Raw genomic sequence first — 15,079 nt, forward strand, 5'->3', positions numbered from 1 at the left:
CCATTAAATTATAATGCAAAATTGATGAAGTTTCCTTTTAAATTCATTCAACTATTTTAATAAATCATCTTATTCCGAATTTGACTTAAATACTGAGGTGTAATATTTAAAAAAGAAGCTATCAAATATTGTGGAACTCTTTGTAAAATGTCAGGACGTGTTTTGATTAGCTTTATATATCTTTCTGTCGGGGACAGAAATATGTTATCTCTTAGTTTTGATTCCCAACCGGTAAAAAAGATACTCCGCCATCAAACGTCCCGCTCTTTCATAAGCAGAATTTGATTGATATAATTTATCCAATTCTTCTTTCGAAAGGGTAAGCAGTTGTGAATCCTCCAATGCTTTAAAATTTTTTTGTGCGCGAGCTTGATTAATGAAAGCCGGATAATCAGCCAGAAAACAACCTTCTAAGCAGAAATCTTCAATAATATCATTTCCGTCTTTTGGGTAATAGGAATAAAATTCCCCGTTAGTTACTAATGCTATTTTTTTGCATAATTCACCCTCGGTTAAAAAATAATCACCTTTTTTGAGATTCAGTGGTTTTAGTTTATTGAAAAATCCATCTAATAACTCAGGGGGTAGATTTAAAATTTTATTTATTTCATTAAATATCAGTTCGTTCATTTCTCTATGTTTGCAGGTAACTCGTTTATAGGTCTCATTTGACTGAGTGTTTATTTTTCCAAACTTAAATAATTTATTCTTATAAATCATCAATTGAAGATTTAATTACTTTAATATTGCCAGTAGCGATTCTCTATTTGCCTCAATCGTCTTATCCAAATCCTCTTTTGTGTGCGCTGTTGAAACAAACAATGCTTCAAACTGTGCTGGCGCAAGATAGATTCCGCGATTCAACATTTCGTGAAAATATTTTCCGTACAATGCTGTATCGGATGTTAATGCAGATTTAAAATCATTAACAGGTTTTTCCGTAAAAAACATGCACATCATAGAGCCAACACGATTTATTGCATAATTTTTTCCAACAGATTTTAAGTTTTCTTTAAATCCATTTTCTAAATACATAGAGGCTTTTTCAAGCTGAACATAAATTTCAGGATGTTCTTTAATGTAAGTTAGCGCAGCAAATCCTGCACACATTGCAAGTGGATTGCCGCTTAATGTTCCTGCCTGGTAAACCGGACCGCTGGGAGAAAGCATTTCCATAATTTCTCTTTTACCGCCAAATGCACCAACAGGTAATCCGCCGCCAATAATTTTTCCGAATGTAGAAAGGTCAGGTTTAACTCCCAAAATTTCTTGTGCACCTCCGGCAGCAACGCGAAAACCCGACATTACTTCATCGAAGATCAAAACGATGGATTCTTCATTACAGATTTCTCTAAGCTCTACAAGAAATTCTTCGTTAGCTTGCACTACGCCCATATTGCCTGCAATTGGCTCGATAATGATTGCAGCAATTTGTCCACGGTATTGTGTAACTAATTCTTTAACAGAATTAATGTTATTGTAATCCGCAAGCAAAGTATCAGAAGCGTTAGCTTTTGTAACACCGGGAGAAGTTGGAACGCCAAACGTTAATGCGCCGCTTCCTGCTTTAATCAAAAAATGATCAGAGTGACCGTGATAGCAGCCCTCAAATTTTATAAATTTATCCCGTCCGGTATATCCACGCGCAACGCGAACAGCACTCATTGTGGCTTCGGTTCCGCTGTTAACCATTCGTACCATTTCTACGGAAGGAACAAGATCAGTAATTAACTGCGCCATCTTTACTTCCATTTCGGTTGGTGCGCCAAAGCTTGTTCCTTTTTCTAATGTGCGCTTTAATGCATCTTTAATAAAAGGTGGATTGTGTCCGAACAAATGCGGTCCCCAGCTTCCGAATGCCCGCACGGGTGAGTTTACTCCGCCCGGAATATATTTTTTTGCTTTCTCGAATAGTTGTTTGCTTTTTGTTGTGTTCATAAAAAATAAGTTTTAGTTAATAAATATTTCTTAGTGAAACTTAGTGTTCTAAGTGTCTATGTGGTGAAAAAAAGATCTACCACGAAGACACAAAGAGCACTTAGAACCACTTAGTTAAAAAGTATTTGATGATCTTTTTGTTTGCCAGCCTGCCAAAAATTTTCAGGTACAACTTTCCAGTTATTAAGAAGTTTTGGTTCAACTGTTTTTTGTTCTTCAATCCATTTCATTACAAAGTAACGAAGATCTTTTTCTGTTGAGTTGAGAACTCTTTTGCTCAATTCTTCGTGTGGAATTTTTGCGCCATCTGTTAAGTGTCTTCCGCCGCCATTACCACGATAAGAGTTGATGGCTGCTTTATATTTTTTATTCAGATCAAAATCGTTTCCATTTGAAAATCGAATAATCTTAATTCTTTCACCAACAGGCTTTGTAACATCAACAACATATTCAATGCCCGCAGCGGAATCAAAATTGTAAAAGCGTTCATCAAGCTCGGGTGATTTTGATCGCTCTGAGTAAACAAGATTTCCCGTTTCATCCAATTTAAACTTTAGCAGATGATCATTTTCATCTTTCATAATGTTCATCCAGTTACCATAGGAAAATTCAAGATAATCTTTTATTTCCTGTCCGCTAAGTTCCATCGTGTATAAAAAGTTTTCGTAGCGATAAAGATCAAACATATCACGTGCAAAAAAGTTTACCCGCATCAATCTTTGTGTTAAATGAAAGTGGAGCTGTAAACGAAACATCGGCATCCGTTAGTTCGAGTTGAACCGTATGAATCAAATCAACAAACTTTGATGGACCGAACATTGCATCACGAGAAGAAATCATTTCGGTAAACTCACCAACCGGTTGAGAAATATAATTTCTTATCGCATCAAGATTTTTACTAAAGTGATTTACAAAGCTCATATCAATCGCATAATCTTTCATATCTATAAGTTCACCGGTTATTGATTTCTTATCATAGATCATACACATCTTATCATATTTTAAAGTGTAGTTTGCAACAGCAACATTTTGTGCGCTGGCGGTTGTTCCGAGTATCAGAACTTCTTTTCCCGAAGGACTTTTAGTTTTAAAATTCCAGCCAGCATGATCATGTCCAACAAAAATCAAATCAAAACCATCAACTTTTTCTGCTACAAGTCGAGAAGCATTTTCATTTTTGTAAGTGTTTTCATTTTCGCTGTTATAAGTGTAATCAACACCGGAATGAAATAAGCCAATCATCAAATCAGGCTGCTCAGTTTCTCTGATTTTCTTAACCCACTTTTGTGCTGTTTCAATCATATCATCAAAACGCATTCCGCTCCAGATTTTTTCGGGAAGCCATTGCGGGATTGCAGGAGTTATCAAACCAAGTATTGCAATTTTAACTCCGCCTTTTTCAATAGTTGTGTAAGGCTTAAAGTAAGACTGATTTGTTTCTGTGTTTATTGCATTAGCAGCAAGCCACGGAAAATTTAATTCTTTATTAAACTTATCATAAACATCGTGCCCTGTTTCAATATCATGATTGCCGACTGTTCCCGCATCATATTTCATATAATTCATTACATTAGCATAAAGATTTACTGTGTCCGTCTTTTCAAAATTGTAATAATAAACAGCGGGATTTCCCTGAATTATATCGCCATTATCAACAAGAAAAACAATTTGATTTGTATCTGCTCGCTGTTGATTGACATAAGTTGAAACTCGCGCAAGAGACGAATTGATTTCTTTATTATCTTTTAAACTGTAGGGAAAAATTGCTCCGTGAACATCTGAGGTTTCTATTATTTTTTACGGTTACTGTTTGTGCATTAAGAGTAAAAATAAAAGTTATTGCACAAATGATAAAAACATAAAGGTGTGATAATCTTTTTGCATATCCAATTCTTAAAGTTTATTGATACACAAAGATAGTCACACCGACAAATCACTCAAAATCACTTTCTATTTCTGCAGGAGTTAAAATTTCATTTAGTTCATCTGTAAAGAAGAACTTTTCTTCACCAAATGCCGGTTTAAGATCCGTGTACCAGATTGCCTCATTATCAAACCTAGCGAAAAATGGGCGAGCTGCCCAATTGGGATTTCTTCCTGAATCATTCTGAAAACCATAACTTTTTCATCTTTAACATCGGCAACACCAAGTATCTGAACTTTGCCCGGAAGGCAAGATATGCTTGGTCCACGTAACGTTCTGCAAATACCGCTAACGGATTGGTATGTTTCTCTAAATATTTTCCAGGCTTCAATAAGTGGAATAGAAAATAATGCTGCGCACCGGTATTTCTTGCAACAAACATGTAATATGGAATGCAGCCAAGAGCAACTTGTTTTTTTAGCATATCTGCCCAAGTTTCTGCCGAATCATTTATATGTTTAAGAACGGGTGATTGAGTTCTTATTACGGCGCCAGTTCTTAAAATCCTTTTTATTGCTTCAGCTACCGTATCCGTACTAAGTTCAACTGGATGATTAAAGTGAGCCATTAGTGCAAGATGCTTTCCTGCGCGTCTTACATCTTCAAATAAAATAAGCAAATCCTCTGCATCATCATCGGTTAGAAAACGATAGGGCCAGTAACCAAGCGCTTTTGTTCCGATTCTTATATTTCTTAGGTTAGGGATATTCGCGTCTAATAATGGGCGTATATAAGTTTCAAGATGTTTGGTTTTCATTATAAGCGGATCGCCACCAGTAAACAAGACATCAGTTACTTCTTTATTTGCTTTAACATACTGTACCAAATGTTCTGCTTCTTTAGATGCAAATTTTAAATCTTCCATTCCAACAAACTGCGGCCAGCGAAAACAAAAAGTACAATAAGCATGACAAGTTTGTCCCTGACTAGGAAAAACAAAACTGTCTGGCGATATTTATGCTGCATACCAAAAAGTTTTTCCCCTTCAATCATCGGAACATTGTGTTCAAGCTGTCCGGCAGGATGCGGATTTAATGTAAGTCTGATTGTATTTGCAGCTTCTTTTATCGCTGCTTTATCTGCTCCGCTTTTGATAACAGACTTCATTTCCCGATAGTGTGAGGGTATGAGCATATCCTTTTGCGGAAATGTAAGTTTGAACATTGGGTCATCGGGAATGTTGTTCCAATCAATAAGATTATCTACAACATAATTATTGGTTTTAAATGGAAGAACCGAACCAACAATTTCTATTGCTTCGATCAATTCATTTGAAACCGATTGTAGCTGGGGGATGTTTTTGAAGTTGTGAAGCATGAATGAATTGTACTTCATACGTCATCTCCTTTCTGATTAGTTACTAACTCGAGAATTTGATGTGTCTTAAGTATCTCTTTATTGCAAAATAAGATTTCTGATCATAAAATCAAGTCTAAACGATTTTTTGCAATAAGCTCGGGGGAAAAATTGACCATTTTAATCAATCAGATAAACAGAAGGAGGAATTAAAATTTTAGTGCATCCTGCGGGATTCGAACCCGCGACCTGCTGATTAAGAGTCAGATGCTCTACCAACTGAGCTAAGGATGCGGGGCAAAAATAAAGATTTTTATTGCACTTTCAAAAAACAACTGATATTTTATTTGAAAATTGCTTTATCTCTTTCAGTATCAATGATAATAATCTAATTTTCCACTCAATAAAAACGAATCTTATTATTTGCTAAATGAACGATCAAAAAAAAATATATTCCGAATATTCAATTCTACCGGCTTTTTAATTGTTATTGCTGCAAGTTTGTGGGGGGTGGATGGTATTGTACTTCGACCATCCTTATACAGCCTTCCAGTTGTGCTTGTTGTTTTTATCGAAAGTTCAATAGTTGCTGTTTTGTTAACGCCGCTTTTATTTAAAAATATTTTCATACTTAAAAAATTATCGTTTAAAGATTGGCTGGCTTATGCCGGAGTAGCATTACTTGGCGGTGCAGTTGGAACAATGGCGATTACGAAGGCACTTTTTTATGTCAATTTTGTCAATCTATCAATTATAATTCTTTTGCAAAAACTTCAACCTGTTTTCGCAATAAGTTTGGCGGCAATTTTTTTAAAAGAAAAACTTCACAGGGAATTTTTCTCTGGGCTGGCCTGGCAATCGTTGGCGCTTATTTGATGACTTTTGGATTTACGATACCTGATTTTAATGCGGGAGATAAAACAACAATAGCAGCACTTTTTGCTCTGCTTGCTGCTTTAAGTTTTAGTTCGTCAACTGTACTTAGTAAACGTGCACTTCTTAACGTAAGTTTTGAATTAGGAACCTATCTTCGTTTTGCTATTACTTCAATAATAATGTTCGTAATTATGATTGCTGCAGGAGATGCAAAATCAATTCAAACAATTTCATCTCATCAGGTGATGGTATTTTTTATTATAGCATTTACAACCGGTGGTCCCGCAATTTTTCTGTATTATTATGGATTGAAAAGAATCACTGCTTCAGTTGCTTCTATCTGCGAATTAGCTTTCCTTTAACTGCAGTGGTGCTCGAGTATTTTGTACACGGAAATATTTTAACTTTAGTTCAGTGGATAGGTGTTGCAATTCTCTTCGCCAGCATTATTAAAGTAAGTAGAATAAAATAACTTATTTAGAAATCGCAGTTCTTCTATGTTCAAACTTATCGTGAATCCACTTGTGCGCGATGAATGAAGCCAATGTTTTTCAAATACATAATTATACATTCGCCGGAAACGAATTGAAGGTTATTCGTTTCGCAAAAGTCTTTACTTCTTTTGAATCCGAACCTGGCTGCAGCCAAACTTTCTTTATACCAAGACTAATGGCATCGTTTAAAACATTCATCGTTTCATCCGGTGGTACGGTTGTGATAATTGCATCGAGTGCAACAGGAATCGCTGAAAGTTTCGGGAAAAGATTAGTACTATCTCCTGCAATTGAATTTTTATTTACTGCATAAACATTGCAGCCGGAATTTTTAATGATTGTACAGCGGTAAATCCAAATCCCTTCTGATTTCTTGAAACACCAACCACTGCGATGTTTCGGCAGTTAAGAATTTCCTCAATTGTTTTACTTGACATATTCTCCTCTGATTTTTTTATTTTTGCTTTAGAAAATTATCTTTTATTAATAAACTTTTTGTTATCCGAGAAATAAAAAGGGAAAGCCTAATGAGGGAAAAGAAAAATTGTTTTGGTATTGGGACATTGCTTCTAAGTGCTGCAGCAGGCAGTATGCTCACATTTCTATTCGCAACAAGAGAAGGCAGAATTTTCAGAACTATACTTACAAATGATTTAGATATTTACTTTGAAAATGCTAAGGAAAAAGCAAGCGAACTAATCAAAAGAGCAAAATCCACAGCCGGCGATATTTATAGAAAGACAGAAGAGTTAATAAATATTTCAAAGCAGATTGCTTCCGGAAAATATAAAAGGCACTAAAGAAAGTTTTGAAAAGGAAATCGAAGCAATTCATTCGGCATATTCTGCGGCAATAGAATCATACAAACAATTTGCTGATGAAGAAACAGATTATATTGATAAATATGATTGGCTTGGAGAATATGATCTTCTTCCCAAACACGAAGGAATGAGAAGAAGAGCTTAAGAAATTAAATTAGACAAGAATAAATTACTCTTTACTCCAGGGCGGGGTAACGCCATTCATTCTTGCATAGGCAATTGACTGACCAAAGTGTTCGTGCATGTGACCGTGCATTCCCATAAAGAATGCTCTTCTCGTCATTTTCATTCCAAAAACTTCCATCTCAAGCTCGAGATCCGAATTGGAAGTATTTTTTTATTAGATCTTTTACTTTATCAAAAGATGTGCGAAGAATTTCGGCAATTTCCTTTTTATCCATTGTCTGAGTATCCCAGGCATTCATTTTCTCGAAAGCAATTTCAGGAGGCACTTCGGCTCCGGTACTCATTAAGATCAGGTAATTTGAAAAAGCAATGTGAAGATAAACCTCCGAAACAGAGCGAACACCTTCAGCAGGTCTCCATTCCATTTTATCCTGCGGCATAGCATCGAGCAGTTGGAAAATTTGTCCGGATACCGCATCAATATTACCAATTAAATCAGCCTGAAAACCAGATTGCTGATCGCCTGATAAATTGAGCACAGGTTTTGATTGAATCGCTGAAGAAAAAACTATTAGAACGAACAAAAGGACAGAAAAGTTTGATCTGTATTTCATAACACACTCCATATAATTTAGAATTAGTTAATTAAGTAATAAAATCTGCGGGAACAACAGGCTTAACTTACTTCATTTGTATGTTTATAGTCAAGAGTTATTTTGACTAAGAGAAAAATATTTTGATTGAAAGATGGAAATGAATAATAAGGTTAAGTTCGATTCAATAGAAAAATCCTTAATTATTTCTCTGGAGATAAAATCGAAGGTTTTCATCAAATGTGCATAACATAATTTACTAAGACGTATCAATTAGCTTGAATAAAAATTAATGGACTATAATGAATAAAATAGCAGTAGTATTATTTAACCTTGGCGGACCAGATTCTCTTGATGCGGTTCAACCCTTTCTCGAAAATCTTTTTAATGACCCGGACATATTTAAAATTCCATTTCAAAATCACTTGCAAAATTTATTTCTAAAAAGCGTGCGCCAAAAGTTCAGAAAGAATATAAACTGATCGGGGGAAGCTCACCCATCAATATGTGGACGGAAAAACAGCGCTTAATGCTTCAAACGGATTTATTAAAAAATAATTTTGATGCGGAAGTGTTTGTGGCTATGCGTTATTGGAAACCATTGACATCGGAGACTGCTAAAATTGTTGCGGCAAAAAAATTTGATAAAATAGTTTTACTTCCTTTATATCCACACTTCTCGATCTCAACAACGGGTTCGTCCTTTAATGAGTGGAAAAGAGTTTACGGAGGTGAAGCATCTAATTTGATTTATATTAATTCTTACCCGACAAATAAATATTATTTAAGAGCTATAAATCAAAGAATTGATGAATCATTATTAAATTTTCCGGAAGGTGAAAGGGAAAATGTTCAATTAGTTTTTAGTGCGCACGGAACACCCGTTAGTTATGTTAAGAAAGGTGATCCTTACAGCAGACAAATAAAAGAAACAATGGAAGCGGTGATGAAATTAAGAAATCATTCTCACGATTATCATCTCTGTTTCCAAAGCAAAGTGGGTCCGGCAAAGTGGCTTGAGCCATCCACTTCAGATAAAATAAAAGAACTTTCGTTAAAAGGAAAAAACATTTGCTTGTAATTCCAATCAGTTTTGTTTCTGATCACGTTGAAACTGCTTTCGAACTGAATATTGAATATCGCCATGTTTGCTGACGAATGTGGGATCGAAAATTATTTTGTGATGAACGGACTGAATGATTCGGATTTGTTTATTTCAGCTTTAAGCGATTTAGTGAAATTGAGTCTTCATTAATATTTATAAGTAAATTATTTTATGAAAACATACATCTCCTTACTTCGCGGAATAAACGTCAGCGCGCAAAAGAAAATTTTAATGAGTGAATTAAAATCGCTGTATGAAAATCTCGGATTGCAAAATGTACAGACGTACATTCAAAGCGGGAATGTTGTTTTCAATTCTGGCTCAAATATTCCGTTGGATAAAATTATTGAAAAGATTGAGCAAGCAATTGTAAAAAATATAATTTCTCTGTTTCTGTTTTAATAAGAACAGTAGAAGAATTAAATGTAATCACTGCTGCAAACCCATTTTTAAATGAAAAAATATCAACACTGAAAAACTATATGTAACTTTTCTTTCTGAAGTTCCTGTCAATATGTATTTGGATTCTTTAAAAAAATTGGATTACTCTCCTGATAAATTCATCGTTATTGGCAAAGAGATTTTTCTTTATTGTGATAGCGGGTATGGTAAAACCAAATTGTCAAATAATTATATTGAGAATAAGTTGAAGTTGAATGCCACAACACGAAATTGGAAAACTGTAAACAAGCTTTTGAGTTAGCGTCAGAGCAAATTAAAACAGAAATTAGTTGAGTACTATCGGAACTTTATTGTTTTTGTTTGAAAACACACTTCGTGCGATTTCACCTCATTTAGTAAATTTGAATTAAGAATATAAATAATAAGTTCAGGTTCAAGTTCAGGTTCAGGCTCAAAGGAAAATATATGAAGAAAAAAATTGTAGTAATTGGTGCAGGTAATTCAGGGCTAACATCCGCATATCTTTTATCAAAAAAAGGATTTGATGTTACGGTTATAGAAAAAATAATGCTGTTGGCGGATCAATGAAAGTGTAACTGAGAATGGTTTCTATTCGATCGCGGACCCAACAGCGCATTAGAAACTACTCCTGTAATTGGACAAACTAATTCGTGAACTTGAACTTGAGCCTGAACTTTTATTGTTTTCTGGTAAAGCAAAGTTTCGTTTGATGGCAGAACCATTTATTGGAAGATCAAACGATGGATATTATCAAAGTCTTGCTGAGTTTGTTAAGCGAAGATTAGGACAGGAATTTTTAGATTATGCAATCAATCCTTTTGTTGCCGGTGTTTATGCCAGAAGCCCGAAGAACTAAGTGTTAAATCTGCTTTCCAAAACTTTATGCGTTGGAAGAAAAGTACGGTGGATTAATTTTGGTACCGTTCAAGAAGTATCCGTGAAGAAAAAAAAGAGCCAAAGTTGCAAAGCAATCTGCAAAAATGCTATCCTAAAGCGGAATGATTGCTCTGCCAAAGCGATTGAAAAATATTTTGGCCCAACATTTTACTTTCAAGCGAGGTTATTTCCATTGATAAAACTGGAAATGGGTTTTCTCTTTCATATCAACAAAACGGAACGATAAACAAAATTGAGAGCGATGCTGTGCTCTCTACAATTCCTTCTTATACTGCAAGCAGAATTTTTACAAATTATGACTAAAGGATTTCCAAACTCATCGTTGATGCAATTTGTTATCCGCCGGTTTTGTTTACTATTTAGTTTTACGATAGAAAAAACATCAAACAAGATTTAGATGGATTTGGATTTTTTTAATTCCTGCAAAGAAAATAAATCTTTTCTTGGCGCACTCTGGAGTTCGATTATCTTTTTCAGATCGAACAGATGAAACCAAAGCAGCGTTTACTTTATTTGTTGGCGGATCAAGAAATCCTGGGTGTTGTTAAAGAAGACAGAACATCATTATTAATAAAGTAAGAAAAGAGTTTGAATCTTTAATGGGAATATCTACAGATCCTGTTTTTCATCGGAACGATTTTGGGAAAAAGCAATTCCGCAATACAATTTGGGATATGTTGGGCACGAAAGATTTTTTTGATGATTTTGAAAGAGAAATCCTGGATTGTTTATAAGTGGTAATTTCCGTGGCGGAATTTCCGTTGGAGATTGTGTAAAAAACGCCGCTCTTGTCTGCGACAAGATCAATGAACAATTTAGAATGTAGAATTTAGAATGATTTTAAAAGAAGCAACTTCAAAATACTATAATCCAATTGTAGAAAAGAGTTTTCGTTTTGCAGTTAGAATTATCAAATTGTTTTACATAGAAAAAGAAGACAGTTGCAATTTAAATTCTATATTTAAACAATTGCTAGATCCGGAACTCAATTGGTGCCAATGTATCAGAAGCTCAAAGGCCTTAACAAGAGTGTGAATAATAATCAAAGCTTTAAAAGAATCAAATGAAACCGAATATTGGTTGAAATTATTAAGAATCTGAATATAATTTCAAAGAGGAAATTATAAGCCTGTTTAAAGATTGCGAAGAGTTGTTAAAATTGCTTACAATTATTAAAAAATAAAAAACATAAAATCTACATTATACATTATTAAATTTTACATTGGAGAAGTTACAAGTTCGTATCCTATCATTCATCATCGTCGTTTAAGTTACAATCCGCTTGTGCGTGATATGGTTCGCGAAACGGTATTAACAAAAAACGATTTGATTTATCCGCTGTTTGTTGTACCAGGAACAAGATTAAAACCCTATTGAAATCTCCTGGGGTTTTTCAATTATCAATTGATGAACTTGTAAAAGAATGCAAGAAGTTCGGAATACCTTGGAATTCCTGCAATAATACTTTTGGAATACCGATCCACAAAGATGAAGTTGGTTCAGGTGCTTACAGATGCAAACGGAATAATTCAGCATTGATTTCGTGCTAATAAAGGGAAGTAAATAATCTTCTTATAATTACAGATGTTTGTATGTGTGAATATACTTCGCACGGACACTGCAGACTTTGAATGGTGAAGATATTTTGAATGACGAAACAATTTCACTTCTTGCCAAAGAAGAGTATCACATGTTGACGCTAGTGCTGATATGATCGCCCCTTCCGATATGATGGATGGAAGAGTTGCGGCATAAGAGAGCGTTGGTTAGGATTTTTACAAAAATTCCGATTATGAGTTACGCCGCAAAATATGCTTCCCGGTTTTATGGACCTTTTAGAGATGCCGCTAGATTCAACTCCGGCTTTTGGAGACAGAAAACTCATCAGATGGATATTGGAACGTTAACGAAGCTTTGCGCAGTTGCCGAAGATCTGGAAGAAGGCGCAGATAGTTGTTAAGGGGTAGAACCACCAGGACCAAACCTCTAGATGTTATTCGTGCGGTTAAAGAAAAATTTGAATGCCAACCGCTGCTTATCAAGTTGGTGAGTATGCACGATAAAAGCAGCCGGTGCAAATGGCTGGATTGATGAAGAACGAGTAATGGTTGAAGCTGCTTTGCAATTGACGTGCCGGCGCGATATGTTTTTAACTTACTTTGCAAAGATCTTGCCAGGTGGATTGACAGAAATCAAAAGTAGTAAATAATAATTATTTTATAGACTTGAACCTGAACTTGATCCTGAACATTACCGTTTTAGTGTAAAACGAAGATTAAGTTCAGGTTCAAGATCAAGATTAAGTTAGGAGATGTGAAATGAAATACAGAAAAATTGGAAAGACCGAATTAGAAATTTCGGAAATATCACTTGGCTGGACCATGGGCAGTCTAAATTGGGTTAACGGCGATTGAAACGGTAAGCAGATGTTGATGAGAATGAAATCAAAGAAGCTATTAACTTTGCCATTGATAACGGCGTTAATCATTTTGATAATGCTGATGTTTACGCATGGTCGTTGAGAAAGAAGCTTTGCCGGAATTCTAGCAAGCGCACAGACAAATAATCCGTTATCTCCACAAAATGACTCGAACTGCCGCACTACGCTTATTACAACCGGCAAACATCTTCGTCATCAATGCGAACAGTCCCTCGTTAACCTTAATCGCGATTACATCGAACATCTATTATTTTCACCATGGAGATTTTGGCGAGAAGATAAATATCTTAACGATGCAATTGAAGTACTTTCAAATTAAAGGATGAGGGGAAAATAAGAGTGATTGGTCAATCGGCATATTCAAATGAAGACTTTATGAAATTAATCGAAAGTAAACCCCCGAAGTCATTCAAAGTTTTGCTAACTGCCCGATTGAAAGGATTTTATTAATTAAATTCTCCACACGAATCCAATAGAAGAAAGAAAAATATCTTTTTCTATTCCTTCTCAGACCACTCGGTGAAGGCTTGCTGCTCGGTAAATACTCCTCAAAAAATCCTCCGCAATTTGAATTTGGTGATCATCGCAAAGGTTAAAGCGTTTCCAAAGAACATCTTGAGTGGCTTGGAACGAATCGAAAAATGAAACTTAAGTTTGGGTCATCTATCAACGAGCTTGCAGAGCTGTTTTGCAATTTGCTTTATTATAATTTTGTTGGAACTGTAATCTTGGTTTAGGAAATTTGAGTCAGGTTAAATCAAATTGATTTTGTACCGATAAGCCGTTGACTAAAGAAGAGTTCGGTTTTATCGGGAAACGTTTAAAATAATATTTTATTCAATTCCTTTTTACTCTAATAAAATTATTTCTGGAGTTGAATTATAACGAACCGGTGCGAGTGACATTTCCAAGTCCGCGGCATACCAACGATACATTTTTGCTTTATTAAATTCGCCGCGTAAATATTTAGTTCAAATATTGTCGGCGAAAGGTTGAAAAGGGAAATAGAAAGTTATTTGCCCGCCGTGGCTGTGCCGCAAGAATTAAATCGGGAAATCGTTTTGACAGAATTTAAAATACATTCTTCAAAGGTTATGAGTAATCATAATTTTAACTCGAACCCGTACTTTGCTTAGCCAGGCTGTTCTAATGTACGATCAGTTATGTTTTATCCAGATAGTATTAGTAGTGAAGATAAAAATAATTTCCCAAAATCTTTAAGAGGAACATTAAAGATTATTATCAACATTCTAACATTGTTTTTTTAATAAAGCTAACCTCACCTCATTCAAGTTCTTTGAAAATCATTGCGATAAGCCCAATTGTCGTGGTCACCTACACAGGAGTAAACGCCATACCAGGATTTTATTTCCGGGAGATATTTCGCACCTGTCGAAATGTAATCGGGAGTTGATGTAATAATATCTCCCCCACCAAAACAAGATCAGCTTGTAACGAATTAACTTTTATAACAAAATCAGAAAGTCTGGAATCGTTTGTGTACCTATCGGCTTTGTGTCAGAAATAAAAACTATCCCGAATTTTACGAATTCTGGCCCAGTAAATTCTTAACCGGCATTTTCTACGTTGTTCAGAGAAATATTCGATAATCATACCAAAAACGAAAGGAACGTACAACAGAAAAATAATGCAAGAAAAAACAGAATATGATTCGATCTTAAACATTTTTCTTTGACTTTTCTTGTGAAAGGAAAATCACCAGTCTTATGAAATCAACAGACAGAATAAACAAAGTTGCCTTTTGGCAAAAAGATCATCCACCAAATTGAAATATTATCAAGGAATCAAAAAATATATTCTACGCGGGACAATCGAGAAGTTATCTGTAATTGCCGCGTACCCACACAAATCAAAATGCGGGATACATATTAGTTAATATTAAATATGCAGTCCGAAATTATTTTTCCCTAACCCGTGGAAAATTCATTAAGAGTGGTGAGACTTTTATTCATTCTCGTAATAAATAAAATCTATTAAGCCGAAATAGAGAATTACAATTAGAGCTACGATCAAAAAATAAAAATTCACATTCTCCCTTTTATGACATTAAATCAGCAACATCATTTCTTTTAGTTATTTTATCACTGTTAAAGTAAAACTTTCTATTTAATTATAGTGAAAAATT

The 15,079-nt window shown here is 34.9% G+C and carries 11 protein-coding genes, 1 tRNA gene and 5 pseudogenes; 10 read left to right on the forward strand and 7 right to left on the reverse strand.

Features of this window, described 5'->3' with window-relative positions:
- Window positions 1-204: 204 nt before the first annotated feature.
- From IPH11_10375 to IPH11_10395, 5 genes and pseudogenes are all read right to left on the reverse strand, one after another.
- Complete coding sequence (locus tag IPH11_10375) at window positions 205-630, reverse strand: cyclic nucleotide-binding domain-containing protein (GenBank protein ID MBK6914028.1); 426 nt, start codon at window positions 628-630, stop codon at window positions 205-207.
- Window positions 631-735: 105 nt separating this feature from the next.
- Window positions 736-1,938, reverse strand: coding sequence for a glutamate-1-semialdehyde 2,1-aminomutase (gene hemL / locus IPH11_10380; protein ID MBK6914029.1), 1,203 nt, complete (start codon window positions 1,936-1,938; stop codon window positions 736-738).
- Window positions 1,939-2,048: 110 nt separating this feature from the next.
- Window positions 2,049-3,732: pseudogene (locus tag IPH11_10385) on the reverse strand (bifunctional metallophosphatase/5'-nucleotidase).
- A 139-nt stretch (window positions 3,733-3,871) separates the two neighbouring features.
- Window positions 3,872-5,197, reverse strand: a pseudogene (locus IPH11_10390) (lysine 2,3-aminomutase).
- Between the two features lie 182 nt (window positions 5,198-5,379).
- Window positions 5,380-5,452, reverse strand: a tRNA-Lys gene (locus IPH11_10395).
- A gap of 156 nt (window positions 5,453-5,608) precedes the next feature.
- On the opposite strand from IPH11_10395, the pseudogene IPH11_10400 reads away from it, so the two are divergent.
- Window positions 5,609-6,506: pseudogene (locus tag IPH11_10400) on the forward strand (DMT family transporter).
- A gap of 91 nt (window positions 6,507-6,597) precedes the next feature.
- Here IPH11_10400 and IPH11_10405 read toward each other — a convergent pair.
- A complete protein-coding gene (locus IPH11_10405; GenBank protein ID MBK6914030.1) occupies window positions 6,598-6,933 on the reverse strand; it encodes a CoA-binding protein in 336 nt (111 codons plus the stop codon).
- Between the two features lie 122 nt (window positions 6,934-7,055).
- Between IPH11_10405 and IPH11_10410 the strand changes: the two genes are divergently transcribed.
- Both IPH11_10410 and IPH11_10415 read left to right on the forward strand, forming a co-directional pair.
- Entirely contained in the window at window positions 7,056-7,328 is a 273-nt protein-coding gene (locus tag IPH11_10410) for a YtxH domain-containing protein (GenBank protein MBK6914031.1), read from the forward strand.
- Window positions 7,300-7,494, forward strand: coding sequence for a hypothetical protein (locus tag IPH11_10415; GenBank protein MBK6914032.1), 195 nt, complete (start codon window positions 7,300-7,302; stop codon window positions 7,492-7,494). The genes IPH11_10410 and IPH11_10415 overlap by 29 nt, the downstream gene beginning before the upstream one ends.
- Before the next feature lie 160 nt (window positions 7,495-7,654).
- Here the strand turns inward: IPH11_10415 and IPH11_10420 are convergent, their stop codons facing one another.
- A complete protein-coding gene (locus tag IPH11_10420; protein MBK6914033.1) occupies window positions 7,655-8,089 on the reverse strand; it encodes a DinB family protein in 435 nt (144 codons plus the stop codon).
- Between the two features lie 281 nt (window positions 8,090-8,370).
- Here IPH11_10420 and IPH11_10425 point away from each other — a divergent pair, with 281 nt between their 5' ends.
- The 7 genes and pseudogenes from IPH11_10425 (at window position 8,371) to IPH11_10455 (ending at window position 12,702) form a co-directional block, all read left to right on the forward strand.
- The gene (locus IPH11_10425; protein MBK6914034.1) at window positions 8,371-8,550 is read left to right on the forward strand and encodes a ferrochelatase; all 180 of its coding nucleotides are present in this window, start codon (window positions 8,371-8,373) and stop codon (window positions 8,548-8,550) included.
- Entirely contained in the window at window positions 8,481-9,149 is a 669-nt protein-coding gene (hemH, locus tag IPH11_10430) for a ferrochelatase (protein MBK6914035.1), read from the forward strand. Before IPH11_10425 ends, hemH begins: the two co-directional genes overlap by 70 nt.
- A complete protein-coding gene (locus tag IPH11_10435; GenBank protein MBK6914036.1) occupies window positions 9,140-9,223 on the forward strand; it encodes a ferrochelatase in 84 nt (27 codons plus the stop codon). The genes hemH and IPH11_10435 overlap by 10 nt, the downstream gene beginning before the upstream one ends.
- Window positions 9,224-9,344: 121 nt before the next feature.
- A pseudogene (locus IPH11_10440) lies at window positions 9,345-9,876 on the forward strand (DUF1697 domain-containing protein).
- A gap of 164 nt (window positions 9,877-10,040) precedes the next feature.
- Window positions 10,041-10,163, forward strand: coding sequence for an FAD-dependent oxidoreductase (locus IPH11_10445; GenBank protein ID MBK6914037.1), 123 nt, complete (start codon window positions 10,041-10,043; stop codon window positions 10,161-10,163).
- 67 nt (window positions 10,164-10,230) lie between these two features.
- Window positions 10,231-10,452, forward strand: a complete 222-nt coding sequence (locus IPH11_10450) for a hypothetical protein (protein ID MBK6914038.1) — start codon at window positions 10,231-10,233, stop codon at window positions 10,450-10,452.
- 1,334 nt (window positions 10,453-11,786) lie between these two features.
- A pseudogene (locus IPH11_10455) lies at window positions 11,787-12,702 on the forward strand (porphobilinogen synthase).
- Window positions 12,703-15,079 lie beyond the last annotated feature (2,377 nt).

The organism is Ignavibacteriales bacterium, from assembly GCA_016709155.1.
Taxonomy (GTDB): Bacteria; Bacteroidota; Ignavibacteria; order Ignavibacteriales; family Ignavibacteriaceae; genus JADJEI01.